Origin of the sequence: Pseudomonas sp. P7548, assembly GCF_013386585.1 — a bacterium.
GTDB lineage: Bacteria > Pseudomonadota > Gammaproteobacteria > Pseudomonadales > Pseudomonadaceae > Aquipseudomonas.
In genome coordinates this window covers 1-24382 of record NZ_JACARO010000112.1, presented here as the reverse complement: position 1 = coordinate 24382, position 24382 = coordinate 1, and the positions used below count along the sequence as shown (strand labels likewise).

The window sequence follows — 24382 nt, the reverse complement described above, 5'->3', positions numbered from 1 at the left end:
AGGAACATCCACTGCCAGCCCGCCAGGCCACCTTGGCCCGCGGCGAAGTGGTTGAGGATCCAGCCGGAAAACGGGCTGCCGAGCAGGCCCGACACCGGGATCGCCGACATGAACAGCGCCATGATCCGCCCACGGCGGAAGGTCGGGAACCACTGCGAGAGGTACAGCACCACGCCCGGGAAGAAGCCGGCTTCGGCGGCCCCGGTAAACAGGCGCAAAGTGTAGAAGTGCGTCGGCGTGGTGACGAACAACAGGCAGGTGGACAGCGTGCCCCACACGATCATCATCAGCGCGATCCAGCGCCGTGGACCGAATTTGGTCAGCGCCAGGTTGCTCGGCACGCCGCACAGCACGTAGCCGATGAAGAAGATCCCGGCACCCAGGCCGTACACGGTTTCGCTGAACTTCAACGCATCGAGCATCTGCAGCTTGGCAAATCCAACGTTCACCCGGTCGAGGTAGTTGAACAGGTAGCAGATGAAGATGAAGGGGATCAGGCGCAGGGTAATGCGCTTGTAGATGGCGTTTTTATCGTCATCGGTGGCCAGTGTGGCAGTGGCGCTCTGTGACATGGCAATCTCTCTTTATTATGATTTTTCGCGATGCGAGGGTAACGTTGATCGCCCAATGAGTCTCGGCCACCTGGCAGGGTGCTGTCTTTGTGCTCGCGCACAGTGAAGCATGTTTTGCGCTGTGCCTATGAACAACCCGCTTTCTAGGAAATTAGCCCCATGTTCGAGCTGGATCATGACCTGGCGCAGGATATTGTCGACCGTACCATGGCCATCCTGCCCTACAACGTCAACGTCATGGACAGTCAGGGGCTGATTCTCGGCAGCGGCGAGCCCGAACGCATCAACACCCGCCATGAAGGCGCACAACTGGTGCTGGCCAATGGTCGCGTGGTGGAAATCGACGGCCAGACCGCCAAGCACCTCAAGGGCGTGCAACCGGGCATCAACCTGCCGCTGCTGCATGACGGGCGCCTGATCGGCGTGCTGGGCATCACCGGCGAGCCGGAAGGGCTGCGCACCTACGCCGAGCTGGTGCGCATGACCGCCGAAATGCTGGTGAGCCACCGCCATCAGCAGGCCGAGCAACAATGGCGGCGCCAGCGTTGCGATGACCTGCTGGCGTTGCTGCTGGCCGAAACCGGCGACTCGCCGCGCCTGGTGGATGAAGCGCAACAACTGGGCCTCAAGCCACAATTGGCGCGCACCCCTTATTTATTCGAGCTGGGCGCGGGCCAGTCGGCGGAAGCCCTGAGCGCCTGGCTGACCTCGCGGTATCCAGACAGCTGGTGCGTCAGCTCTGCGCAATTTTCCCTACTGTGGTGCCGGCCCGCAGCTGTGCAGGTAGACAATCCCCGGTTGTTGGAAAAACTCCACGGGGCGGGCTGGACGATTCTGCGCGTAGCCGTCGGTGGGCAGGCCGACGGTCTGGCCGGCTTGCGCCGTTGCTACCGTCGCGTCGGTGACTTGTTGGCCTATGGTCGTGATGTGTTGCCGCACTCGCAGTTGCTGACTCTCAACCGCTATCGCTTGCCGGTGATGCTCTGGCGCCATCGCAACGACGATGCCCTGGACGAGCTGCTCAACCCGCTGCGCAAAGTGTTGGCCAAGGACAGCAACGGCCAACTGCTCGCCACGCTGCGCAGTTGGTGCGAGCACGACGGCCAGAGCCAGGCCTGCGCAGACGCCTTGGGCATCCACCGCAACAGCCTGCGTTACCGCATGGAGCGCATTGCCGAACTCAGTGGCGTCGACCCGCTGACCCTGGACGGCATGCTCGCCCTGTACCTCGGCGTGCAACTGCTGCCCCAGGCTTTGTAGAAATGAACAACAAAGCTGATCGGCACTTGTGCATCGGACCGGCGTCATTCCTCCAGGCAACTGGCAGCATGGGCGTTATAAAAACCGGAGAAAGCCCATGAAAATCATCATCGCCCCCGACTCGTTCAAGGACAGCCTGAGTGCCGAAGGCGTCGCCCAGGCCATTGCCGAAGGGTTGACCGAGGTCTGGCCGGAGGCAGAACTGGTCCAGTGCCCTATGGCGGATGGTGGTGAAGGCACGGTGGATTCAGTACTGGCCGCGTGCAACGGCGAACTGCGCACTCAACGTGTCACCGGCCCCTTGGGCGGTTCGGTTGAGGCACGCTGGGGTTGGTTGGCCGAGAGCCGCACGGCAATCATCGAAATGGCTGAAGCCAGCGGCCTGCAATTGGTCCTTCCGGGGCAACGCGATGCGTGTTCCAGCACCACCTTCGGCACCGGCGAACTGATCCGGGCGGCCCTCGACCTGGGCGCCGAGCGCATCATCCTGGCGATTGGCGGCAGCGCCACCAACGATGGTGGGGCAGGGGCCATGGAAGCACTTGGCGTGCAACTGTTCGACAACGAGGACCAACCTTTGCCACCCGGCGGGCTGGCCTTGGCTCGCCTGGCGCGTATCAGCCTTGACGCGCTCGACCCACGCCTGGCCCAAGTACGTTTTGAAATCGCCGCCGACGTGAACAACCCTTTGTGCGGCCCGCATGGCGCTTCCGCTATTTTCGGGCCACAAAAAGGCGCCACTCCCGATCAAGTCCAACAACTGGACGCCGCCCTCGGCCACTTCGCCGACCACTGCGTCAAGGTCCTGCCCAAGGACGTGCGTGACGAGCCCGGCAGCGGCGCGGCCGGTGGGCTTGGTTTTGCTGCCAAAGCGTTCCTGGCGGCGCAGTTCCGTGCAGGGGTCGAGGTGGTTGCCGAACTGGTCGGCCTGGACGCCGCCGTAAGCGGCGCCGACCTGGTGATCACCGGCGAAGGCCGCTTCGACGCCCAGACCCTGCGCGGCAAAACTCCGTTTGGTGTGGCGCGCATCGCCCAGCAGCACGGCGTGCCCGTGATCGTGATCGCCGGCACCCTGGGCGACGGTTACGAGCAGATGTATGCCCATGGCGTGGATGCCGCCTTTGCCTTGCCATCCGGCCCGATGAGCCTGGAGCAGGCCTGTAGCGAGGCGCCGCGCCTGTTGCGTGAGCGGGCGGCGGATATTGCGCGGGTGTGGCGTGTGGCGGCGCAGCGTTTATAAATACCGCCCCGTACAGCGCCATTTTTTAATTTGAAGCAAAGCAAATCGACAGACGTGCAGGCTTACGACCGTATGCTAGGTAATCACCTGTGTAGCGGTTGACACATGTGTTGGGATTAGAAAAAGAAACGCCGTGCTGATAGGCCCCCTTAAGCAAGACCATGTGGGTATTCGGTACGCTCTGCGACGCCTTTAAAGCCCCCGGTGCAGGTGTTTGGTCGTCAAATTCTGCTTGAATCATCAAGATACTGCTGGCTTGTCCAAGCGCCTTAAGTGGCACGCCCGACAACGGTTTGCCCCTCCACGCCGCGCAATGTCTTGCGTAGAAGTAACTACCTCCCACTGGATACTGGGTTGCGTACAGGTTTTCCATTTCCGTCCAGAACTTTTCATCGGCCGTTGCCGAGTCGTTGCATAAGATGGTGCTGCGCACAGACGCGGCGGGGTCCAACTTCAGGGGGCCGACAGCGATGTCGTTCCAGAGAACAGGTTCTCGGATAACCGTGACTAAGCGTGTAAATGCACTGAGAGCGGAATGATTAACCTCAGTGTCCGGGCTGAACCGATAGGTTTGTGCTTTGTTCAGCAATTCGGTGTCATTGAGGGTAGGCGACTCGCGCAGCCATGTGCTGAGCACTCTTGCGGCCATCAGGAATTCGATAGAACTGTAGCGTTCGGTGTCAGAGCGCAGCGCTACTTGAACCTGCGGTAGCAGGTTTATAAAAGAATGCCGTATGGCCTTTGGGTCATTACCCATTTCATAGACCAGAGGGTTTTCGGCCGCGGGTTCTGCAACGAAACGGGCGAAGATACGTTCTTTTTCAGGTGCCAGGTTCAAGGAGGCGTTTTGAAACGTTGAGGTCCAATCAAGATTGGAATCAAGCACCATACGACCCACAGTCTTTGGAAACAGGCCTGCGTACCAGGCGCCCAGCCACGTGCCATAAGAATTGCCGAAATAGTTGAGTGTTCTTTCATTCAATTGAATACGGACGAACTCCATATCCCGCGCAGTCTGGTTGGTGGTGATGTAAGGGGCCAAGGGTTGGTTCGCACATCCTTGGGCCAACACTTCAGTATTATGCCGCAGGGCTTCAAGATTGGCGGGGCTGCGGTCCTGGGTGATGTCATTTTGCGCGACAATCACGTCATTGGATTGGCATATCAATTGTGAGTCAGGCGAACTGCCCATTCCCCGCGGCGTGATGCCAATCAAGTCATAGGCATTGATCAGATGGCGATAGGACTCGCCTTCTGGCTCATCAGCGTACCCCTTCCATATTGATGCCAGTACCACGGCGAAGCCGCTGCTGTCAGCACCTGGCCCGCCAGGATTGGTAAATATTGCGCCTTCATGCCGCTGCGGATGAAGGCTTGTAACGCGAGTGATATCTAGTTTAAAAGTGCCTTGAGTCGGGTTTGTATGATCCAGCGGCACGGTGACTACGCCACACTGTGTTCTGGCGACGACTTCGGGATCCAAGCCACTGAACGGGCGCCCCTCGCAGTTCGGCAACCACTTGATCTCTGGTTCCTGCTCTTGCTCAGTCGCACAGGCCCCTATCGCTAACAATCCTGCGACACAAATACCGCTTGCCAATGTCCGTTGCTTCATCACGTTACGATCCTTACTGCGAATCAAGAGAATTCCGGATGCTGCACGCTGGGCTTCAGTCTGTGCGTAGGACAAGCTTGTTCTTGTTGACTGAAAGAGCTGCTTTCCATTGCGCACGTGAGGCCTCTACACTGCTGGGCCACGTGTTTTTCAAAGGATGAAACACAATGCACGCACCTGAACCCCACATCGTCATCCAGCGCTTCACCGAGGCCCATCTTGAAGGCGTCGCCGCGCTCTATAACGACCCGGCCGTGTGCCGTCAGGTGCTGCAGATGCCTTTCCAGGCCGTGGAGATGTGGCGCAAGCGCCTGGTCATGGACAACGAACGGCGGTTACAGCTGGTGGCGGTGCACGGCGGTGAAGTCATCGGCCAGTTGGGCCTGGAGCAGTACCTGCGGGTGCGCCAGAGCCATGTCGGTTCGTTCGGCATGGGCGTGGCGACGGCCTGGCAGGGCAAGGGCGTGGGTTCGCGGTTGCTGGCGGCCGCGCTGGACGTGGCCGACAACTGGATGAATCTGCACCGCGTGGAGTTGACGGTGTTTGCCGACAACGACGCTGCGCAAAACCTGTACCGTAAGTTCGGCTTTGAGGTTGAAGGTCGATTGCGCGACTACGCGGTGCGTGATGGCAAGTATGTCGATACCGTGAGCATGGCGCGCCTGCGCCGGTCGGTTTAATCCCCCAGAGCAAACGCCACCGCAGCCTGCGCATGCAGCTCGGTGGTGTCCAGCAACGGCAGGTCGCTGTGTTCCGGCTTGATCAGCAGGCCGATTTCCGTGCACCCCAGGATGATCGCCTGGGCGCCGCGTGCGGCCAGGGACTCGATCACGCGTTGATAGACCTGGCGCGACGCGTCACTGATCACGCCCACGCACAATTCCTCGTAGATGATTCGGTGCACCGCCTGGCGTTCGTCCGCCTCGGGCACCAGCACGGTCAGGCCCTGGGCGGCCAGGCGGGATTTGAGAAAGTCCTGCTCCATGGTGAACGCTGTGCCCAGCAAACCGACAGTCAGCGTGCCCGCTTCGACGGCCGCCGCACCCGCCGCATCGGCAATGTGCAGGAACGGAATCGACACTGCTGCTTCGATGCGGGGCGCTACCAAGTGCATGGTGTTGGTACACAGCACCACACAGTCGGCGCCCCCGGCTTGCAGGCGCCGTGCGGCGTCTTCGAGGATCAGCGCGGTATCGTCCCAGCGCCCGGCATGCTGCGCCTGTTCCACCGGGCCGAAATCCACGCTGTACATCAACAACTGCGCCGAACGCAGCGGCCCCAGTTGGTCGCGCACGCGCTGATTGATGAGGCGGTAGTACTCGGCGCTGGACTCCCAGCTCATGCCGCCGATAAGGCCGATGGTGCGCATGCGATGCTCCTGACAAGGAATGTCGCTTCACCTTACCCATTGGCTACGGATTAGTCATACGCAGTTGCCGAGCAAATGACCGGAGCAGTTCCTTCGTTCAGGCGCCCTGTGTGCGGTGATGTGCACTTGCACAGCGTTAACCGCACGCAGCACCCGCGTATCTGCCATGATCGACCCTCGCAACCTGGCTCACCGAAGGACATTCGCAATGGACGACGTACAGCAACTGGGCGAGATGCTTCGTCATTACGCCGAGAGCGAAACGCACAAGAAACAGCAACTCGACGTGCAGTCGGCGCGTTGGGCGCAAAAGCTCAACGAGTTATTCGGGCAGATTGAGCACTGGCTGGCGCCGGTCAAGACGGTGGGCTTGCTCGACGTGCAGCGTGAAGCCTATGTGGCCAGTGGCCCGAGCGTGCCGGTGGAGGTTTCGACCTTCAAGACCGAGAAGCTGAACGTACAAATCACCGGAAAAACCGTGGAGTTCGTACCGGATGTGATGGGCGCGGGAGGGTTGGTTACAGTGGCGGTGATCGGTCTCACCGCCGCGCGCCACGGCAGCGTTTCGCTGGTACTGCCAGCCGATAAAAATGATTGGCTCTGGAAGAAAACCAACGGCCTCAAAGACCCGGACACCTTCGCCTTCGACGCCAACTTCCTCGCCTCCCAGCTCCAGAGCCTGATCCCGCGGGAACGTATTTAAGGCAACGGTTGCCATCGCAGGCAAGCCAGCTCCTACAGTGGATCTTCGTCGTTACGCAGACCCCTGTGGGAGCTGTCGAGCTTTAGCGAGGCTGCGAAGGCTGTGGTTCAGGCAACATTACTGTTGACTGTGCCGCCGCTTTCGCAGGCAAGCCAGCTCCCACATTCGAGCGCATTTCAAAAGGATGCACTCGGTCCCTTGTGGGAGCTGTCGAGCTTCAGCGAGGCTGCGAAGGCTGTGGTTCAGGCAACATCACTGTTGACTGTGCCGCCGCTTTCGCAGGCAAGCCAGCTCCCACATTCGAGCGCATTTCAAAAGGATGCACTCGGTCACCTGTGGGAGCTGTCGAGCTTCAGCGAGGCTGCGAAGGCTGTGGTTCAGGCAACATCACTGTTGACTGTGCCGCCGCTTTCGCAGGCAAGCCAGCTCCCACATTCGAGCGCATTTCAAAAGGATGCACCCGGTCCCTTGTGGGAGCTGTCGAGCTTCAGCGAGGCTGCGAAGACGCAGGTATTGGCGTTAAAGAGGGTGTGCCAAGCCACCGTCTTCGCAGGCAAGCGCTTATTTCAGTGCGGGGTCGCCTGGGTTGAGGTTTTTCCAGGCTTGCATCACGACCTGGGCCTTGGGCTCCTGGCCGTTTTCCAGGTAGTACTGGATCAGCGACAGTCGTGCGTTACGGCTGTACGGCTGGCGCTGCAACAGCGACTCCAATTGCTGGCAGGCCTCATCAACCTTCCCACTGTCGTGCAACGCCACCGCCAGTACGTAGGCGTACTGGGCGCTCGCCGGGTCGAGGCGAGCGGCGTTGCGCAGGTGCGGCATCGCTTGGGCAGTGTCTCCTGCGCGGATCAACATCAACCCCTGGGTGTGTTGCAGCAGCGGTGCCTCAGGGTGCAGGGCCAACTGGTCGCCGATCAATGTGCGCGCCTCGTCCGCACGGCCATTGGCCTCCAGCCACTGAATCAGCGTTACCAACGCCGGGAAAAAGTCCGGATCACGCAGCAGGGCCGTGCGCAGTTGCGCCTCGACCTTGTCGCCACGGCCGCTGGCCTGGTAGAGCATCGCCAGGTTGAGGTTCGCTTCGGCACGCTCCAGCAGGCTCGATTGCACCTGTTCGTATTCGGCGATGGCGCCGTCCCACGCTGGCCCCAAGCCCTGGCTGGAGACACTCAATAAATCCCGCGCAGCAATGATGCGCACGGCGCGCACCGGGTCCTTGAGCAACGGCACATACAGCGCAATGCGCTCTGGCGGCGGCAGCAACGCACTCACCGCACGCACGGCACTTTCGCGCACTTGCGAGGCAGGGTGGCCCAGGTCCCGGGTTGCCAGTTTGAGTGCCTGCTCGCTGGGATAGTTGGGCAACTCCACCAACAAGGTCGCCCGCTGGATGGCCGGCAGGTTGCTGCGTGCCAATTGGTCATACAGCGCCTGGGCGGCCCCCGGTTGGCCGCCGCGAATCAATACCATGCTCTCGGCATAAGTAGGCGCCTTCAGCACGTCCCGCGCACCCGCAGGGATACTGAAACTGTGGTCATGGCGCAAGTCATTGCCCATGTACACCTTGCCCGGCATATGGCAGTCGACACAGAACGAACCCGGCTGGCCCACCGGTTTGCCGGTGTGTTCAGGAGCGTCATAATTTTTGGCCTGCAGGCCACGCCCATCGACCGTGGCGATCGGGGTTTTGCCGGCGGTGTTGTGACACTGCAAGCACACCGCGTTGCCCGGCGCCTTGAGTTCGTTGCTGTGGGGGTTGTGGCAGTTGCTGCAGCGCACGCCTTTTTCGGCCATTTTGCTTTGGGCGAAGGAGCCATGTTCAAACACTTCGTCCTTGATCTTGCCGTCCAGGGCATACAGCTCGCGGGTCAGCACGCTGGGCAGGTAGTCATCCATCAAACGCTTGCCGACGGTAAACCCGTCACCCAACGGAGCGCGCCGGGCGTGGCAGCGCGCGCAGGTTTCCAGCTCGACGGTGGCGTCCTTGTCGTTGAGGTCCACGGCAAACCCGGCGTGCAGCAGGTCGCCTTTTTTAGCCGCCCATTGCAGGTGGTTGGAGGCCGGGCCATGGCAGGCCTGGCAGCCGACGCCGAGGCTGTTCCACTGGCTGTCGAAGCTGTTTTTCAGCGGATCAAAGTTGCGCTTGTAGCCGGTGGTGTGGCATTCGACGCACATGAAGTTGGCGTTCTGGCTGGGCTTGCTCCAATGCAGCGGGTTCTTGAAGGTCACGCCCTGGCCTGGGTAGAGGTGAAACCAGCGGTGCTGCTGGGTATCCCAGGCCACGCCCAGCGCCTGCAAGCGGCCATCGCCCACGTCGATCAAGTATTGCTGTAGCGGCGCGATGCCAAAGGTGTAGACCACCTTGAAGTCAGCAGGCTTACCGTCGCCGCCGGGCGTATTGACCCAGAACGCATCGCCCCGGCGAAAAAACCGGGTGGTTTCACCCTCACCGGTAAACGTGGCGTCATTGAAGTCTGCCGGCACCGTCTGTGGCGTGGCCTGCTGCATCGCCAACTGATGGTGGGAGCCTCGCCAATCCTTGACCTGAGCCTGGTGACAGCCCTGGCATTGCTGTTCATCCACCATCGTCGCCGGTGCGATAACCACCGGTTTCACCGCCATCACGGGCGCGGGCAGCCGAGGCGCGCTCGTCTGCAGGTAAAACCAGATCCCGGCCATGGCCAACAGCAACAACACAATCAGAATGGGGTACAGGTAACGACGGGGTGATTCACGGTGGGGTGCGGCTTTTTTGGTTGTGGGCGCTGGCATTCCGACTTCCGTTGTCTTGATGCAGGGACGCTCTACGGCGTGCTTTATGCTCCGTGCAGCTTTGACGCTGGGGACGGGTCTGTCAAACGATGCGCGGGAAATAACGGCTATTTCCCCAGAGTTGGCTATACCTACAGCTCAGTGTTCCAGTGATGACTGCCAGGGAGTTCAATGATGAAACTAAGGCTAATGATCAGCACGCTGTGCCTCGCTTCAATTGGAATGACAGGCTGCGCCAGCAAAGTCACACAACCGGACGAGTACTCCGGCTTTCTCTCGGACTACAGCCAACTCAAGCAAGCCAAGTCGCCTTCGGGCGCGGATGTGATGCGTTGGGTGGACCCCAAGCTGGACCTGAGCCGCTACACCGCGGTGTATGTCGAGCCGACCCAGTTCTATCCCAAGCCCCAGGCCACCGCGAAAATCCCTGAGAGCACTCTTAACGGTATCAACACCTACTACAACCAGGCGCTCAAGCGTGAGCTGGAAAAATCCCTGCCGCTGGCCAATGCGCCGGGCCCGGGTGTGATCGTCGTGCGGGCGGCAATCACCGCCGTGAGCAGCAAGACCGAAGCGCTCGCGCCCTATGAGTACATCCCCGTGGCGCTGGTCGTCGCGGCCGCGAGTACCGCCACCGGCCACCGTGACCAGGAAACCACCCTGGGCACCGAGGCGCAGTTCCTCGACGGCGCCAGCGGCAAGGTGATCGCCCAAGTGGTGCGCAAAGGCACCGGCAAACCGCTGTCCAACGACGCCCAGGTGATGAAGGCCGACGACGTCAAAGGCGTTATCGATGGCTGGGCGTCAGACCTGCATCAGTCCTACGTGAAACTGAAAAAACACTAAGCCTCAAAACGCGTTGCGTGCAGGCCGGTTGTAATAGCTGAGCAGGGCGTCGTAGCGGCGGGTGACGAGGTAATAGTCGTCACTCAGTTGCTGCGGCGCGGCATGGTGCAGCCAGTCCTGGTGCAACGTGCCCAGCGCGGCCAGGTAGGCATCGGCGGCCGGGGTGATCGTGTACCAGAGGTGGCGCGCTTCCTCATCCAGGTACTCGGTGGGGTGGGTACGCAGGTAGGCTTTGCCAGCGTCGGCAGCCTGTTGCAAGGCCGCTGCCTGGCTGGCGACGGCCTGGGGTGTCAGGCGTGCGTCGTGCATCCCTTGCTCAAGGGCATTCACCGCGTGGCGGGCGATGATCATGTAGTTGAGCACGTGCCAATGCAGGTCGCGGCCGAAGCGCGACTCCAGCAGCGCCAATTGCGCCGGGCGTATGTTCAGGTCCTGCTCTTCCAGCTGTTGACGCAGTTGGGTGGAGACCCTCAGGTAGTCGTCGCCTTCTTGCACCAGCTCCTGCCTCAACGATTCTGTGACGGGCAGCACCACGGCTTGCCGGCCGCTCAGCGAGAGCCGTTCGGCCTGGGTCGGCGTGACCCGGTCGGCCACGGACGTGAACCTGTGCAGCCTGTACGCATACACCGAGGCCAGGCCTACCAATTGGCTCCCGGGCTGTTGGCGCTCCAGCTTCAGGGTGTACAGCTGGGAGCAAACAGCCGCCTGGATAACGCGCGGTTCAGGCTCGCTGCTGTCGCCAAACTGATCGTGGTCCGGCGCTTCGGGTTCGGTTGAACGCATGCGGTAAAAGGCCAGGCGCGTGTCGCGGTCGATGCGGTTCGCGCAATCGATGATCGGCGCCAGGGCGCTCGCTGCTGCGGTGTGGGGGCTGTCCCGTTGATCCAACCAGAACTGAATCCGCTGCAGGGGTTTGGTGGCGCCGGCCAGGCCGAGCAAGGCCAGACCCAGGATCAGGCCGATGGGTAACAACCATTTGGGGTTCATTGCGCGGCCTCCTGGCCGTACCACTGTTTCTGGGTGGCGGGCGCCTGACACTCGGCATCGCTGCGCGGCATGCGGCTGCACAGGCGCTCGGTCCACTGTTGCAGGCCCTGGTTACGCACGACCCGGTGGCCGTTGTCGAGCAAGACCAAGCCCGCGTAGAGCGCAATCACACCGACCACGCCGAGGGCCGCACCCAGCAGGGTCCAGCGCGGGTGGCTTGCGGTCCAGGGCGTGTGACGGCTCATCCCGGGGCGCTTGATCACGCCGATCAGTGCCAAGGCCGCGATCAGCGTCGCGCTGGCCAGCGGGCCGAATAGGTAGCCGAGGATTGCCACCAGGACCAACCCGGGCACCAGGTCACGTACCGGCAGCAGCGGCAGGTGGGTAGGGCTGAGCCAGCCGGGCAGGCGCTGGCTGAAAGCTTCGTCCTGCACGCGGTAGTGATGGGCGAGGGGCCGCCAGCCTTGCCAGGCCAGCCCGGCGCCGACCACGAAGGCCAGCGACCACAAGAGCCCGTGGCCCAGCGTCGGCACCCCATTGCCGGCCAGGAACTCGGCTTTCTCCAGCACCCCCACCAGGCAGCTCAAGACCAGCGCGACGACCCAGGGCCAGGTGTCCATGGCCTTGTCCCAGTCTTGCCAGAAATACACGGTGCCACCGGGCATGGCTTCAGCGACGACCACATGCTCGGCATAGATGTCCGCGCTGAGGGTTTGGCAGGCTTTCCAGTCGTCTTCACTCAAACGCTGGGCGAAGGCACGGCGCTGGCCCAGGCTCATCGGCGCCAGCAGTAAACGTGCCGCGCGTTGCTGTGGGCTGTAGGGTGGTTCGGCGGCCAACGCCCGCTGGCGTGCGAGGAAGGCCGGCCCTTGCTGGCGCTTCAACAGCAGCGCCCAATCGTCGGCGGGGCAGTTGGGGTCGGCACCGCCGTGCCAGCCTTGGCCGGCACACACGGCGTCGAACACGGCACTGGACCAGAAATGGCTCTGGGCAAGCAGCTTGGCCAGCCATTCGTTGAACCACTCACCGTGGGGATGATTGTGTACCCACGGGTGCTCATCACGCGCTGCATAAGCAGCAAGAAACGCCGACTCATCTTTCTGCTCAAGGGCCAGGCGCAACGGTTGCTGTAAAGCGGCGCGGTGTTGGCGTTCTAGCGTGTCGATCAGTTCGACCGGCAGCTCCAGCCGTTGCCAGGCTGTGAGCCAGTTGAAGGCCTGGAACGCCCAGCGGGCGTCCTCGGCGTTGAGTTCGCCGTCAACACAACGATGCAACAGGTGGATTTCGAAGAACAACGCCGTGCCGTTGGCCATTGCCGCTTGATAGCGTTGTTCCAGGGTTTCCTCCACGTGTTCGGTGACCACCTCGACGGTTTCACCCATGTGCTCGATGGCCACCTCAACAGTGTCCTGCTGCTCCTGGCTCCACTGCAGAGCTTGCTCGTAGGCTTCGCGCAGGCGCTGGAACCCCTCGGGGTCATCGTCCGGCCGGGTTTTCTTCAGCAGCGCCGCATATTGGCGCTTGATCGCGCGGCTGTCGGCGTCAGGCGTGAGGCCCAGGATATTCCAGCAAGTCATGTGCGGCGCAACTCCCTAAACAATCGCGCGCACATTACCTGTTTTAGGGGCTGATAAACCAGCGGTAGTAGGGGTTGGCGCTGTCTTGTTGCAGCACGTCACGAATATCCCGGCCCCAGGCGTCGCGGTCGCCATCGTAGGCATGCAGGCTCGCGCGGTAGAACTGCATCAAGCGTTGTTGTTCAGCGGCCAGGGTGCGGGCAAAAGACGCGTCCGCGTTGACCAGCGGCGCCGGTACACGCAGGTCCAGCAGGGCCGGCAATACTCGGGTGATTTCCTTGCTGCGCACCCACGGGGCGTATTCGATGCGCGGCCTGTCGTCGGTCACCGGCAGCGCATTCGCGGCAAACCGCTCCAGGCCCTGGCGGTCAGTGACCCAGGTGGCAAGCAGCGTGGCCGTCGAATCGATGCCGACCTCAGCCAACGCCGAACGCACCGGGGGCTGTTCAAAGCGCTGGCGAATACGCTCGGCGTCCAGCGCCACAGGCTCCAGGGAACCCACGAGCAGCATCTCGTGGAACTCGCTGGTCCACAGCGAGACATAGGGGAATACATTGAGGAAGCTGCGCACCAACGCGCGGGAATCATCGATATTTTGCGTGGGCAGCGGCAGCCACTGAGCCAGCAGGCCATGTTTTTCCAGCCGTGTTGCGGCCAGCGCATAGAAGTCCTGGGAATATAGGTTGACCACCCCGGCAGCAGAAGGCGGCGGCGGTTCCAGGGTGATCAGGTCATAGCGCTGGGCATTGCGCAGCAATTCCTGGCGCCCATCGCGCAGGCGCAGGTCGATGGCCGGGTCCTGGGCAGCATTGAAGTTGCCCTTGAACAGCGACGCAGCCTGCACCACCGACGGCAGCAACTCAGCCACCACCCGATGCTCCAGCCCCGGGTAACGCAACAGCGCACCCGCTGTGATCCCGGTGCCAAAGCCAATCACCAGCGCCGACTTGGGTTCGGCGTTATGGACCAGCAACGGCAGCAACGCCTGAATGCGCATGTAGCGCAACGACGGCATCGCATCACCGGTATTGGATACGCCCTGGATATACAGGCGCTGAAACGCCCGCGCCCCTTGACCCTGGGTGACCACGGCCACCGTCGCGCCACGACCTTCCTGGTAAAACGCCAGGCTGGCGTTACGTGCGCCGGGAAGCAACTTGGCCAGGCGGTCCACCGGGGTCAGCCCGGCAACCGCCAGCGACACCAGGCCCACCACGAGCACCGCCTGGCGCCGCGACTTTTTCACCCCATGCCCGCGACGTACCGCCAGATAACCCACGGCGCCGGCAATCACTGCCAGCAGGCCGAGGGTGCGCACCAGGCCCAGCCAGGGAATCAACACGAACCCGCAGAGCATTACCCCGACGATCCCGCCCAAGGTGTTGAATGCCACCACCGCGCCGACATCACGACCGACATGGCGATTACCCACGCTCAAGCGCAACGCCAACGGAAATGCCGCACCCAGCAGCAAAGTGGGCACAAACACAATGCACAGCGCCGCCACGGCGAACCGGGCACTCATGCCCGGCAACTCACTGCCGCCCAGGCTCAGCACCAGCGCTTCCGCCTGGGTTTGCAGCAGAATCAGCCAGCGCCCCAGCACTGCAATTTCCAACAGCGCCACCAAGCCGGCACCCGCAATCAGCAAGCCAAATACGCCCCAGGGATCGCGAATGCGCTCAACCCGGTGTGACATCAATTGGCTGCCGATAAACAGCCCTGTCAGGTAAGTGGCCAGTACCACGGCAAACGCGTAGGTGCGCGTGCTCATGAACTGCACGATGGACTGCGACCACACCACTTCATAACCGAGGGCGACGCCCCCGGCGATGGCATACAGCACCAGCGCCAGGCGCGCCGGTTGAACGCTGCGCGCAGGGGCGACAGCGACGGGAGCGTGATGACGCACAGACAACAAGGCGCCGGCCGCTGCGACCAGGTTCAGCATCGCCGCTACCACCGCACTGCCACGCACGCCAAACTGCGCGATCAGCACAAATGCCGTGAGCAGCGTACCGGCGATGGCCCCGGCGGTGTTCGCGGCGTACAAACGGCCACCCGCCTGGCTCAGGCCCTTGGCATTGATATCCAGTGCACGCACCAGCACCGGCAGCGTGCCGCCAATCAACAGCGCGGGCAGGCCCACCAACGCAAATGGCAGCGCCCAGGCCGCAAGGCCGATGCGTTGTTCCAGCCAGGCAAACGGCTCGGCCGCCATACCCAGCGCCACGGTGGCGCCCACGCCGAACGCGGCGACCAATAATTCCAGGGCTGCATACAACAGCAGCGGCCGCGAAAAGCGGTCCGCCAACCGTCCAAACAACAAACCACCCAGGGCCAGCCCGGCAAAAAACGCGCTGATGCCCGTGGTGATCGCATACACCTCCACGCCCACCACCAGCGACAGTTGCTTGATCCACAGCACCTGATAGACCAGCGCCGCGCCACCTGAGACAAACAGGAGCAGGGCAGGGATCAGGGTCGAGGTGGCGTTGCCGATTTCAACAGGCTTGCTGGCGGTGCGAGAGGTCATTACAAAATTCCAGAACGTACAGAGAACCTTGTGGGAGCGGGCTTGCTCGCGAAAACGGTGTGTCAGTCGCCGAATCGGTTGGTTGAACGACCGCTTTCGCGAGCAAGCCCGCTCCCACATTTGCCTTGTGTTGTGTCAGCTATGAAGCCGGGGCGGCCTTCATCTTCTCTTCGATCTTCTTGTCCACCGCTTCACGGATCTGGTCGATGCTGAAGCTCGGCGGTTTCTGGCTAGGCGGGTATTCGATGAAGGTCTGCAGGAACTTCGCCGCCTTGGTCACCGCAACCGCACCCAGGTAGACGTTCTTGGTGGTCCAGTCGTAATACTGGTCACTCACCACGTCGGCACGTTCATACGGGTCCATCCTCAGGTTGAAGATCTTCGGCACCCGCAACTGTACGAACGGCTCGCTCCACACTCGGAAACCACCCGGCTGGCGCTGCTCGGCGAACACCACTTTCCAGTTGTCGAAGCGCATCGAAACCAGCATGCCGTCGTCATTGAAGTAGTAGAACTCGTTGCGCGCGCCTTTAGGTTGCTGGCCGGTCAGGTAGGGCAGTTGGTTGTAGCCATCCAGGTGCACCTTGAAGTTGGTGCCGCCTGCCGCAGGCGTCCAGCCTTTGAGCAACTTGTTTTTCACGTCGGCGTCACCGGCTGCGGCCAACAGGGTCGGGAACCAGTCCATCCCCGAGACCATCTCGTTGGAGACCTGACCCTCCTTGATCTTGCCCGGCCAACGGATGATCGCCGGCACGCGGTACGCGCCTTCCCAGTTGGAGTCCTTTTCGTTGCGGAACGGCGTGGTCGCCGCATCCGGCCAGGAGAACTGGTTCGGCCCGTTGTCGGTGGTGTAGACCACGATGGTATTGTCGGCGATCTTCAAGTCGTCGAGGGTCTGCAGCAGTTTGCCCACGTCGCCGTCATGCTCAAGCATGCCGTCGGCGTACTCGTTTCCGGGCATGCCGCTCTGGCCCTTCATCGAGTCACGCACATGGGTGAACACGTGCATGCGCGTGGTGTTCATCCACACGAAGAACGGCTTGTTGGCTTCGGCCTGTTTCTTGATGAAGGCCTGGGCCGCCGCGGTGGTTTCGTCGTCGATGGTTTCCATGCGCTTGGTGGTCAAGGCGCCGGTGTCTTCGATCTTGCCGTCGGCGAAACTGTGGATCACCCCGCGCGGGGTGTTGGCCTTGACGAATTCGGCATCGTCCTTGGGCCAGTAAGGGCGTTCGGGTTCTTCTTCGGCATTGAGGTGGTATAGGTTGCCGAAGAACTCGTCGAAGCCGTGGTTGGTGGGCAGGTACTCGTCCCGGTCGCCCAGGTGGTTCTTGCCGAATTGCCCGGTGGAGTAACCCAGGGACTTGAGCGCCTGGGCGATGGTGATATCGCGCTTTTGCAGGCCCACCGGGGCCCCCGGAATGCCCACCTTCGACAGGCCCGTGCGCAACGGCGTCTGGCCGGTGATGAAGGACGAGCGCCCAGCCGTGCAACTGTTCTCCGCGTAGTAGTCGGTGAACATCATGCCTTCTTTGGCGATCCGGTCGATATTGGGCGTCTTGTAGCCCACCACGCCCATGGAATAGGCGCTGATGTTGGTTTGCCCGATGTCATCGCCGAATATCACCAGGATATTCGGCTTCTCGGCGGCCAGGGCGGATGCCGAGGCGCCTATTACCGACACCGCCACCAGGGCGAGTTTCGGCAGCCACTTACGTATGCGAGTCATAAGACTTGCTCCTTTTAGGGCTTGAGTCGCATTGCCTGCGACCAACGTTTTTGTACAGTCCGTCGTGACGTTTTCTTATTGCACCTTTGCTTGCACAGCCGGCTCGAAGGGGTAGATACGGCGCCAGTCGCTCGCCATGTCCACCACGATCCAGCCGTTTGCCCTGGCCAGGTCCAACGCCTTGTCGAGGCGCCCCACCTGAGAGTTTCGGTCATAGGCCCACTCGCGCTGGGCGTCGGTGTGGTGCACCAGGCCCATCAAGCGCTTGCCACTGCCAGCGGCGGTCCACTGCAGCATTTGCAGGTCGCCATCGGAGTTGCCGAAGGCCAGCAAGGGCCGGCGGCCGATAATCGCGTCGATGCTTTCCGGCTTGCCCGGGCCATCGTCGTTGTGCGCCAGCTTGGCGGTGCGCAGGATCTGCGGGTTGCCGTCCTTGAGCTGGTACTGGGTGACGAAATTGGTGCCGATCACCTGTTCCGGTGGCACGCCATACACCACCTCGGCAAAGGCGCGCATGAAGGCCGTATCGCCGCCCGAGACGATGTAGGTCTTGAATTGCTGGCTGCGCAGGTAGTCGAGCATTTCCAGCATCGGCTGGTAGATCATCTGATCGAACGGTTTGCCCGTCTTGGGGTGGCGCGCCTGTTTCAGCCAGGCTTTCGCGTTGTCGATGAAGGCTTCGGTGCTGATGCCGGTGTGGGTTGCGCCGATGATCTTCAGCAAGCCCTGCATGCCCGTGGCCGCGAGGGCCTGATGGTCGCCTTCGAGCACCGCCTGGAACGGCTGTGTGGTTGCCCAGTCGGGGTGCTGGGGCGCCAAGCGCTTGATTTCATCGAAGGCGAACAGCACTTCGAAGTAGGCCGGTTGTTCGGTCCAGAGGGTGCCGTCGTTGTCGAAGACGGCGATGCGCTCGGCGGGTTTGACATAGTCCTTGGAGCCTTCGACGGTGACCGCCTGCACGAAATCGACAATCTGTTTTTTGCTGAGGCCATCGTTCCATGACGGCAGCGGATCGGCGGCCAAGGCCGGCAGGCTGAGGAGAAAAAGCAGGGGCAGGGCAGAACGCAGCGACGTCATGGGAAGTCCTTTTCGTGACGAGGGTTCAGTGGAACCAAGCGTAGTTGACGACACACCCAGCGCAATGTTGTGCACACGTTTCGCCACAGTGGCGGCAGGCGTGGCCACAGCGCATGGAGCAGGTAACCGGCAAGAATCAGCATGGCCACCGCGGCGATCCAGGCAAACAGGTGCCGCGAAACGTGCCAGCGGCTGTGCTGCCCGAGGGCTTTGAGGTCGTCGGCAATGGCGAAGGTGGGCATGTAGGCGCTGCCCGCCTGGGCCTCGAACGTGAGGGCAGGCAACTGGCTGTTCTGCACGTGCCGGTTGCGGCTGTCCCACCATTTCACGCTGATGGCAGGCAAAGTGAAATGACCCCCTTGCTCGACGCGATACACCAGCCGATCGATGCGCTGGCCACCGGTGATTGCGCCGCGACCGTCGTCCAGGTTGCTGATGCTTGGCGCTTGCGGGTACAACCGCAGGCCCTGGATGGGCGCGGAGGCGGGCGGTGGCAGGGAAAGTCCTGGCGTGTCGTCGGCTTGTAGCGTGAGGGTGCGGGTCAGGCTGTCGCCCACCTTGAGGTCAGTGGCTGACAGCGTCTGGCTCAGGCGCAGGCCACTGGCGACCAGCACCGGCTCCCCGGGGGCAAACCCCGGTGGCTGGGTGGCAGTGAACGACAGCGGCGTGCTCTGGGCATTCAAGGGCGCACTGGCCTGACCCGGCTGGGCGCTGACGGTCAGTGCCGGCACCGTGAATGCCTGGGCGACATTCGGCGTGATGCGGTAGCGGTAGCGCATGCCGTAGAACATCTGCCCGCCAATCTCTTGGGTGGTGTGTTCAGCTTCGCCACCCGGCGCCTGAACCCGTGCACCGGCCAGTTTCAACGCCGGCAGGCTGGCGCCGGAGGTGAACCAGGTGTCCGTGAGCACATCCACCTGCACTTGCAGTTGTTCACCCACCACCACCGCTGCGCCAGGTAGCAGTTGTGCCTGCACCTTGAGCTGCGGCTCGGCCGCCCACAACGGCCCGGCCAGCAACAACAGCACGCCGCAATAGCGGTTCATCGCTTCGCCTCCTGATCCTGCAGGCTGAATTTACGCCGCAGGAAGTTGGCCGGTGAGGTCGTCAGGTTCTGCAACCACAGGGCATCGCTGTTGGCTTGTTCGGTCTGGATCGCCTTGCTTTGGCCCTTGCCCGGGGCCTTGTCGAACTTGATCTCGTCGGGCTTGACCTCGGGGGTGTTGTTCGCTGCGCTGTCGGTGTCCTTTTTCAGCGCAATGGCCAGGGCCAGGTTGGCGCTGGCCTCGGGAAACGTCGGTTGCAGCTTCAAAGCACGCTGATAGGCCACGATGGCGTCGTCGAATTTGAAGCGGCGCACGTGGATGTTGCCGAGATAGAACGCGGCGTGTGCGGTGTCGAGGGTGTTGAAGGTGGTTTCGGCCAAGGCGTAGTCGGCGGCGTTATAGGCGGCAATGCCTTTCCAGTAGGCGTCTTGAAACAGGGAGGCCGCCTCGGGGTAACGATGATGCTCGAAAGCCCAACGGCCTTGTTGGTCAGGGGTGAGGAACGGGTTGGCATCGGCGTGCAGCGGTTGCAGCAACAGGCCGAGCAGTACCGTCGCCACCCAGTTCAGGCTCCAGCCGCGTCGCACGCTCAGCAGCACCACCAGCAACAGCGGCCAGCACAGCCAGTAACCGGCGTCCTTCCACTGCAACAGGCGCTGTTGCTCATCGGCATTTTGGAAGTGCTGCTGGGCGTGCAGCTCGATCCAGTCCAGGTCGTCGTCATTGAGGGTCAGGCTGCCCAGTGGCGCGTCGGTGGCCGAGGCCAGTTGCTTGAGGGCGGGATTGCTGCCCAGCGCTAGTACCAGCACTTGCAGCGGGCTGTCGGCCAGGTGTTGCTTGAGGCTTGGCAATTGCGTGCTGTCGGCGCCATCGGTGACCAGCAACAACGTGCCAGGCGATTGCGCCAACAACGGCTTGGCCTGGTCGATGACGCCGGCGACGTCCTTGCCGGCTGTACTGATCAAGTCGGTGCCGAGCGCCTGGATAAAGGTGTCGAGCAGCGCCGGGTCATCGGTCGGCGGCAACACCAGATGGGCACTGCCGGCGTACACCAGTAGCGCGGTGCGCGCCCCTTTGCGCCGCTGTACCAGGTCGTGGAGCTTGTGCTTGGCGGCGGTCAGGCGGGTCGGTGGGACGTCGGCGGTGTCCATGGACGGCGACAGGTCCACGGCGATGATCAACGGCGCGCGGTTTTCCAGGAAGTCTGGGCGGTCCTGCTCCCACGTCGGCCCTGCAGCGGCGACTGCGCCGAGCATCAACAGCACGCTCGCCAGGTGCACCGGGCGCAGGCGGTGCGAATCCGTCGGCGTGAGCAACAAATGCGGCAGCAGGTGCGGGGCGATATTGCCACGCAGACGACGCTGCAGGTCGCGGCTGCGTTGCCAGGCCAGTGGCAATAAAGCCCCCAGTAAGGCCAGCAATAACCACGCGGGGCGCAAGAAGTGGAAGTCACTGAAGTCCATCGGCCACCTCTCGTTTGATCCGGTGGGGCCATAACGCCGCCAACAGGTGGTACAGCGCAAACAGTCCAAGCGCCGCGCACAGCGGCCACCAGAACAGGTCGCGCTTGGGTTGGTGGCTCAAGGTCTTCACTTGATGTGGGGTGATCTGGTCGAGCGTCGTGTACACATGGCTCAGGCTGTCGCGGTCTTCGGCGCGGAAGTAACGCCCACCGGTGGCGCTGGCGATGGCTTGCAATGCGCTGAGGTTGACCTTGGCTTCGCCGCTGGCCTGCGGGTTGCCAATGCCAACGGTATGGATGACCACGCCCTTGGCCGCCGCCATGTCGGCGGCATGGTCAGGGGTGATTGCGCTGCTGGTGTCGTTGCCATCGGTGAGCAGAATCAGCACTTTCTCGGGTTCATGGGCCTGGTCCAGCAGCTTGAGCCCCAGGCCGATGGCATCGCCAATGGCGGTGTTCGGCCCGGCCATGCCAATGCCGCTGTCATCCAACAGCAGAGACAGGCTGCTGTGATCGAGGGTCAACGGTGCCTGGGGGTAGGCGCCGCTGCCAAACAGAATCAGGCCGATGCGATCGTCTTTGCGGCGCGCGATAAAGTCATGGACCACCTGTTTGACGGCGGCGAGGCGGTCGATCTTTTGCCCGGTTGCGTCGGTAAAGTCCTGGGTTTCCATAGACTGGGAGATATCGATGGCGAGCATCAGGTCGCGCACCGGCTGCTGGCGTTCAATGGGTTTTTCCACCCACACCGGGCGGGCAACCGCCAGCACCAGCAGTACCCAGGCCACCAGGTTGAGCACAAGCTGGCTGCGATTATTCCGCACGCCGCTCGCAGAGGGCGCGCCACCCACGGCCTGGCTCATGCCGGTGAAAAACGGCACCCGCACGGCGCTGCGGGCTTCTAGGTAGGCAGGCAGGTACCGGTACGCCAGCCAGGGCAGCGGCAGCAGTAGCAACAGCCACGGGTTATCAAGCTGCCACATGGTGCTGCTCCACCCAGGCTTTGCACTGGGCCAGTAGTTGCGTGTGTTGGGCGTCGGGCAAGGGCGCGGCGTAGGCCAGGTCAGCCAGTTGCTGGCTCAAGTCCTCGGGGATCGGTGCGCCTGCGTGGCGTTGCAAGAACGCTTGCCAATCAGCGCCCGTCAACGTCGGGATGGATGCGTGTTCCTGCGCCGGGAGTGGCATCGACAGCGCCACACGCTTGAGCAGTTCGGGCAATTCACGCAGGTCGGTCAGCGCGTCCAGGCGTGCCACGGCCTCACGTCGATAAGCATCGCGGCGCCAGTGCAGCCAGTTGCGTACGGCCAGTACCAGCAGGGCCAACACCACCAGGCCAAGGACCACAGCCCACCCCCAGGTTTGCGGCCAGTAACTGACGGGCGCGGGCAAGCCCAACTCCTGCAGTTGTTCGATGCTCGGCACAGGGGCAGTCACCGGCGTCTACCCAGTTCGCTGCGCAGTTGGTCGACCGCGGGCAGGGCGGTGCTGATCATCAGCAACGGCACCTGGCTGCGACGTAGCAGGCTCGCAACATCCTTGATCCGCCCGCCCAGATAATCCCCCAAGGGCTGGCGCACCTGGCGCCTGTTCACGGCCAGCTCCACTTGCAACTGACCCTGGGTGACCAACAGTTGCCCGCTGTCGGGCACGTTCAGGGCCAGGGGGTCATACACCTGCAACGCCACCACGTCGTTGTGCGTTGACAGTTCCCGCAGCAGTTGCAGGGTGCGCGGGCCGGCACCGGCGAAGTCGCTGACCAGGCAGATCAAGTGGTCGTGCCCGGCCACGGCGCGGCACTGCTGCAGCACGCGGTCAAGCTGGCTGTCGCCTTCGTGGTCCGGGCAAGTGGCGTTCAGCTCGCCGTTTTGCTGAGCGATGCGGCTGCACAAGGCTTCAACGCGTTTGCGGCTGCGCAGCGGTGCCACGCTGTCGATGCGTCTGTCATTGAACACCAGGCCGCCGACCCGATCCCCGGCGTTGAACACCATCCACGCGGCGAGGGCGCCCAGTTCGGCGGCAACCGCCGATTTGAAGCTGCGCACCGAACCAAAAAACATCGACATGCGTTGGTCCACCACGATCAAGGCCGGGCGGTCGCGTTCTTCGGTGAAGGTGCGCACCACCGGTTTGCCGGTGCGCAAGGATGCGCGCCAATCCAGGTGACGCAAGTCATCGCCGGGCTGGTAGCGCCGCAGCTCGTCGAAATTCAGCCCACGCCCGCGCAGCCTTGAGGCGTGGTTGCCGGCCAGGACGCTGCCCTGGGGCTGGCGCGCAACAAAACTCAAGTCTCGCGCCTGGAACTGCAAGGCCATCAGCTGCGCCAGGCTGACGTAGACGAACCCGTCGGCGTTCATGCCGGGATCGCCACTGTGCTGAGCAGACGGTCGAGCACCTGGTCGGCCGTCACGCCGTCTGCCACTGCGTCATAGCTTAATTGCAGGCGGTGGCGCAGCACCGGGTGCGCCACCGCACGTACGTTGTCGGGGGTCACAAAGGTTTGGCCTTGCAACCAGGCGTCCGCCCGCGCACAGCGATCCAGCCCGATGCCGCCCCGTGGGCTGGCGCCCAGGCTGATCCAGCGCGCCAGGTCAGGGTCATAGTCGCCGGGGTGGCGCGTGGCGTTGATCAGGTCGATCAGGTAGCGGTCGATGGCCGGCGACACCTGGATGGCGCTGACTTCCTTGCGCGCCATGAAAATCACCTCCTGGGCCAGAGTAAAGCCCCCGGCCGCCAGGGCGGTGGCAGCCTGCTCTTCGTCGCGCAACAGCCGCAAGACCTGGCTTTCGTTGTCGGCACTGGGGTAGTCCAGCAGCACCTTCATCACGAAACGGTCCATCTGCGCTTCGGGCAGCGGGTAGGTGCCTTCCTGTTCGATGGGGTTTTGCGTGGCCACCACGATAAACAAGGCGGGCAGCGGGTGGCTGGCACCGGCGACGGTGATTTGCCGTTCTTCCATGGCCTCCAGCAACGCGGCCTGGACCTTGGCGGGCGCGCGGTTGATCTCATCGGCCAGGATCAAGTTGCCGAACAGCGGGCCGGGCTGGAAGCGAATCTGGTTCTGGCCGTCGACCTGGTGCAGTACTTCTGCGCCAGTGATGTCCGAGGGCAACAGGTCGGGGGTGAACTGGATGCGGCTCATCTTCGCCTCCAGGTGCCGCGCCAGGGCCTTGACCGTGCGGGTCTTGGCCAGGCCCGGCAAGCTTTCCAGCAACAGGTGACCATTGGCCAGGAGACCCAGCAGGATCTGGCGGATCACCTGGTCCTGGCCGAGTACGCTTTCAGCCATGCTGGCCTGCAGGGCATTCACATCGTTGAGTGCTGTCATTCCAATCGTCCTTGAAACAGTGGGTCACCAGGGCGCGGCGACCACGATGTATTGCACGGAGCCGCCGACATACCGCGGCTGGTACCAAGTGGGCCCGCAGTGCTGGTAGGCCACGCCATTGGCGACCACCGACACACATTCAGGCGGCACCGTACTGACCTGGGTGCCGATGGCCAGGATCGTCGCAGTGGTGGCGCCGACCACGGCCGCAGCGGCCCAAGGGTGATACCAGTCATCCGGGTGCGGAGGCGGTGGTGGGGGCGGTGGTG

Annotated in this window: 20 protein-coding genes and 1 pseudogene; 5 read left to right on the top strand and 16 right to left on the bottom strand. The window is 62.7% G+C overall.

Going from position 1 to position 24382, the window contains the following annotated elements:
- The coding region (locus HX803_RS30535; protein WP_178925810.1) for an MFS transporter at positions 1 to 572 on the bottom strand (572 nt) is incomplete at its 3' end.
- A 159-nt stretch (positions 573 to 731) separates the two neighbouring features.
- On the opposite strand from HX803_RS30535, the gene HX803_RS30530 reads away from it, so the two are divergent.
- Positions 732 to 1832 (top strand): sugar diacid recognition domain-containing protein, encoded by a 1101-nt coding sequence (locus tag HX803_RS30530; protein WP_178925809.1) that lies wholly within the window; start codon positions 732 to 734, stop codon positions 1830 to 1832.
- A gap of 97 nt (positions 1833 to 1929) precedes the next feature.
- Complete coding sequence (locus tag HX803_RS30525) at positions 1930 to 3072, top strand: glycerate kinase (RefSeq protein WP_178925808.1); 1143 nt, start codon at positions 1930 to 1932, stop codon at positions 3070 to 3072.
- A gap of 25 nt (positions 3073 to 3097) precedes the next feature.
- Here the strand turns inward: HX803_RS30525 and HX803_RS30520 are convergent, their stop codons facing one another.
- The gene (locus tag HX803_RS30520) at positions 3098 to 4762 is read right to left on the bottom strand and encodes an alpha/beta fold hydrolase (RefSeq protein ID WP_178925807.1); all 1665 of its coding nucleotides are present in this window, start codon (positions 4760 to 4762) and stop codon (positions 3098 to 3100) included.
- A gap of 92 nt (positions 4763 to 4854) precedes the next feature.
- On the opposite strand from HX803_RS30520, the gene HX803_RS30515 reads away from it, so the two are divergent.
- Complete coding sequence (locus HX803_RS30515) at positions 4855 to 5367, top strand: GNAT family N-acetyltransferase (RefSeq protein WP_178925806.1); 513 nt, start codon at positions 4855 to 4857, stop codon at positions 5365 to 5367.
- On the opposite strand, the gene HX803_RS30510 is transcribed toward HX803_RS30515, so the two are convergent.
- Positions 5364 to 6056, bottom strand: coding sequence for an aspartate/glutamate racemase family protein (locus tag HX803_RS30510; RefSeq protein ID WP_178925805.1), 693 nt, complete (start codon positions 6054 to 6056; stop codon positions 5364 to 5366). The two genes, HX803_RS30515 and HX803_RS30510, sit on opposite strands and share 4 nt — an antisense overlap.
- Before the next feature lie 208 nt (positions 6057 to 6264).
- Here HX803_RS30510 and HX803_RS30505 point away from each other — a divergent pair, with 208 nt between their 5' ends.
- Positions 6265 to 6759, top strand: a complete 495-nt coding sequence (locus HX803_RS30505) for a hypothetical protein (protein WP_178925804.1) — start codon at positions 6265 to 6267, stop codon at positions 6757 to 6759.
- A 561-nt stretch (positions 6760 to 7320) separates the two neighbouring features.
- Here the strand turns inward: HX803_RS30505 and HX803_RS30500 are convergent.
- Positions 7321 to 9531, bottom strand: coding sequence for a tetratricopeptide repeat protein (locus tag HX803_RS30500; RefSeq protein ID WP_178925803.1), 2211 nt, complete (start codon positions 9529 to 9531; stop codon positions 7321 to 7323).
- Between the two features lie 174 nt (positions 9532 to 9705).
- Between HX803_RS30500 and HX803_RS30495 the strand changes: the two genes are divergently transcribed.
- On the top strand, positions 9706 to 10377 hold the full coding sequence (locus HX803_RS30495) for a DUF3313 domain-containing protein (RefSeq protein ID WP_176996054.1): 672 nt from the start codon (positions 9706 to 9708) through the stop codon (positions 10375 to 10377).
- 3 nt (positions 10378 to 10380) lie between these two features.
- On the opposite strand, the gene HX803_RS30490 is transcribed toward HX803_RS30495, so the two are convergent.
- From HX803_RS30490 to HX803_RS30435, 12 genes and pseudogenes are all read right to left on the bottom strand, one after another.
- Positions 10381 to 11364 (bottom strand): DUF3829 domain-containing protein, encoded by a 984-nt coding sequence (locus tag HX803_RS30490; RefSeq protein ID WP_178925802.1) that lies wholly within the window; start codon positions 11362 to 11364, stop codon positions 10381 to 10383.
- Complete coding sequence (locus HX803_RS30485; protein WP_178925801.1) at positions 11361 to 12941, bottom strand: J domain-containing protein; 1581 nt, start codon at positions 12939 to 12941, stop codon at positions 11361 to 11363. The genes HX803_RS30490 and HX803_RS30485 overlap by 4 nt, the downstream gene beginning before the upstream one ends.
- Before the next feature lie 43 nt (positions 12942 to 12984).
- Positions 12985 to 15477 carry a fused MFS/spermidine synthase gene (locus tag HX803_RS30480; protein WP_178925800.1) on the bottom strand — a complete coding sequence of 831 codons (2493 nt, stop codon included), beginning with the start codon at positions 15475 to 15477 and terminating at the stop codon, positions 12985 to 12987.
- Positions 15478 to 15616: 139 nt separating this feature from the next.
- Positions 15617 to 17203, bottom strand: a complete 1587-nt coding sequence (locus tag HX803_RS30475; protein WP_178925799.1) for an arylsulfatase — start codon at positions 17201 to 17203, stop codon at positions 15617 to 15619.
- A 75-nt stretch (positions 17204 to 17278) separates the two neighbouring features.
- Positions 17279 to 18280 carry an HAD family phosphatase gene (locus tag HX803_RS30470; RefSeq protein ID WP_178925798.1) on the bottom strand — a complete coding sequence of 334 codons (1002 nt, stop codon included), beginning with the start codon at positions 18278 to 18280 and terminating at the stop codon, positions 17279 to 17281.
- The gene (locus HX803_RS30465; protein ID WP_178925797.1) at positions 18277 to 19326 is read right to left on the bottom strand and encodes a BatD family protein; all 1050 of its coding nucleotides are present in this window, start codon (positions 19324 to 19326) and stop codon (positions 18277 to 18279) included. Before HX803_RS30465 ends, HX803_RS30470 begins: the two co-directional genes overlap by 4 nt.
- On the bottom strand, positions 19323 to 20789 hold the full coding sequence (locus tag HX803_RS30460; protein WP_178925796.1) for a VWA domain-containing protein: 1467 nt from the start codon (positions 20787 to 20789) through the stop codon (positions 19323 to 19325). Before HX803_RS30460 ends, HX803_RS30465 begins: the two co-directional genes overlap by 4 nt.
- Complete coding sequence (locus HX803_RS30455) at positions 20776 to 21771, bottom strand: VWA domain-containing protein (RefSeq protein WP_178925795.1); 996 nt, start codon at positions 21769 to 21771, stop codon at positions 20776 to 20778. The genes HX803_RS30460 and HX803_RS30455 overlap by 14 nt, the downstream gene beginning before the upstream one ends.
- Positions 21758 to 22222, bottom strand: coding sequence for a DUF4381 domain-containing protein (locus HX803_RS30450; protein ID WP_178925794.1), 465 nt, complete (start codon positions 22220 to 22222; stop codon positions 21758 to 21760). Before HX803_RS30450 ends, HX803_RS30455 begins: the two co-directional genes overlap by 14 nt.
- Positions 22219 to 23142, bottom strand: a complete 924-nt coding sequence (locus HX803_RS30445; RefSeq protein WP_178925793.1) for a DUF58 domain-containing protein — start codon at positions 23140 to 23142, stop codon at positions 22219 to 22221. The genes HX803_RS30450 and HX803_RS30445 overlap by 4 nt, the downstream gene beginning before the upstream one ends.
- A complete protein-coding gene (locus tag HX803_RS30440) occupies positions 23139 to 24113 on the bottom strand; it encodes a MoxR family ATPase (protein ID WP_178925792.1) in 975 nt (324 codons plus the stop codon). Before HX803_RS30440 ends, HX803_RS30445 begins: the two co-directional genes overlap by 4 nt.
- Positions 24114 to 24137: 24 nt before the next feature.
- A pseudogene (locus tag HX803_RS30435) lies at positions 24138 to 24382 on the bottom strand (hypothetical protein); the annotation flags it as partial.

Excerpts from the sequence above, each read along its gene's own strand:
- HX803_RS30530 (WP_178925809.1), top strand. The coding sequence starts at position 732 with ATGTTCGAGCTGGATCATGACCTGGCGCAGGATATTGTCGACCGTACC.
- HX803_RS30525 (WP_178925808.1), top strand. The coding sequence starts at position 1,930 with ATGAAAATCATCATCGCCCCCGACTCGTTCAAGGACAGCCTGAGTGCC.
- HX803_RS30515 (WP_178925806.1), top strand. The coding sequence starts at position 4,855 with ATGCACGCACCTGAACCCCACATCGTCATCCAGCGCTTCACCGAGGCC.
- HX803_RS30510 (WP_178925805.1), bottom strand. The coding sequence starts at position 6,056 with ATGCGCACCATCGGCCTTATCGGCGGCATGAGCTGGGAGTCCAGCGCC.
- HX803_RS30505 (WP_178925804.1), top strand. The coding sequence starts at position 6,265 with ATGGACGACGTACAGCAACTGGGCGAGATGCTTCGTCATTACGCCGAG.
- HX803_RS30500 (WP_178925803.1), bottom strand. The coding sequence starts at position 9,531 with ATGCCAGCGCCCACAACCAAAAAAGCCGCACCCCACCGTGAATCACCC.
- HX803_RS30495 (WP_176996054.1), top strand. The coding sequence starts at position 9,706 with ATGAAACTAAGGCTAATGATCAGCACGCTGTGCCTCGCTTCAATTGGA.
- HX803_RS30490 (WP_178925802.1), bottom strand. The coding sequence starts at position 11,364 with ATGAACCCCAAATGGTTGTTACCCATCGGCCTGATCCTGGGTCTGGCC.
- HX803_RS30485 (WP_178925801.1), bottom strand. The coding sequence starts at position 12,941 with ATGACTTGCTGGAATATCCTGGGCCTCACGCCTGACGCCGACAGCCGC.
- HX803_RS30480 (WP_178925800.1), bottom strand. The coding sequence starts at position 15,477 with ATGACCTCTCGCACCGCCAGCAAGCCTGTTGAAATCGGCAACGCCACC.
- HX803_RS30475 (WP_178925799.1), bottom strand. The coding sequence starts at position 17,203 with ATGACTCGCATACGTAAGTGGCTGCCGAAACTCGCCCTGGTGGCGGTG.
- HX803_RS30470 (WP_178925798.1), bottom strand. The coding sequence starts at position 18,280 with ATGACGTCGCTGCGTTCTGCCCTGCCCCTGCTTTTTCTCCTCAGCCTG.
- HX803_RS30465 (WP_178925797.1), bottom strand. The coding sequence starts at position 19,326 with ATGAACCGCTATTGCGGCGTGCTGTTGTTGCTGGCCGGGCCGTTGTGG.
- HX803_RS30460 (WP_178925796.1), bottom strand. The coding sequence starts at position 20,789 with ATGGACTTCAGTGACTTCCACTTCTTGCGCCCCGCGTGGTTATTGCTG.
- HX803_RS30455 (WP_178925795.1), bottom strand. The coding sequence starts at position 21,771 with ATGTGGCAGCTTGATAACCCGTGGCTGTTGCTACTGCTGCCGCTGCCC.
- HX803_RS30445 (WP_178925793.1), bottom strand. The coding sequence starts at position 23,142 with ATGAACGCCGACGGGTTCGTCTACGTCAGCCTGGCGCAGCTGATGGCC.
- HX803_RS30440 (WP_178925792.1), bottom strand. The coding sequence starts at position 24,113 with ATGACAGCACTCAACGATGTGAATGCCCTGCAGGCCAGCATGGCTGAA.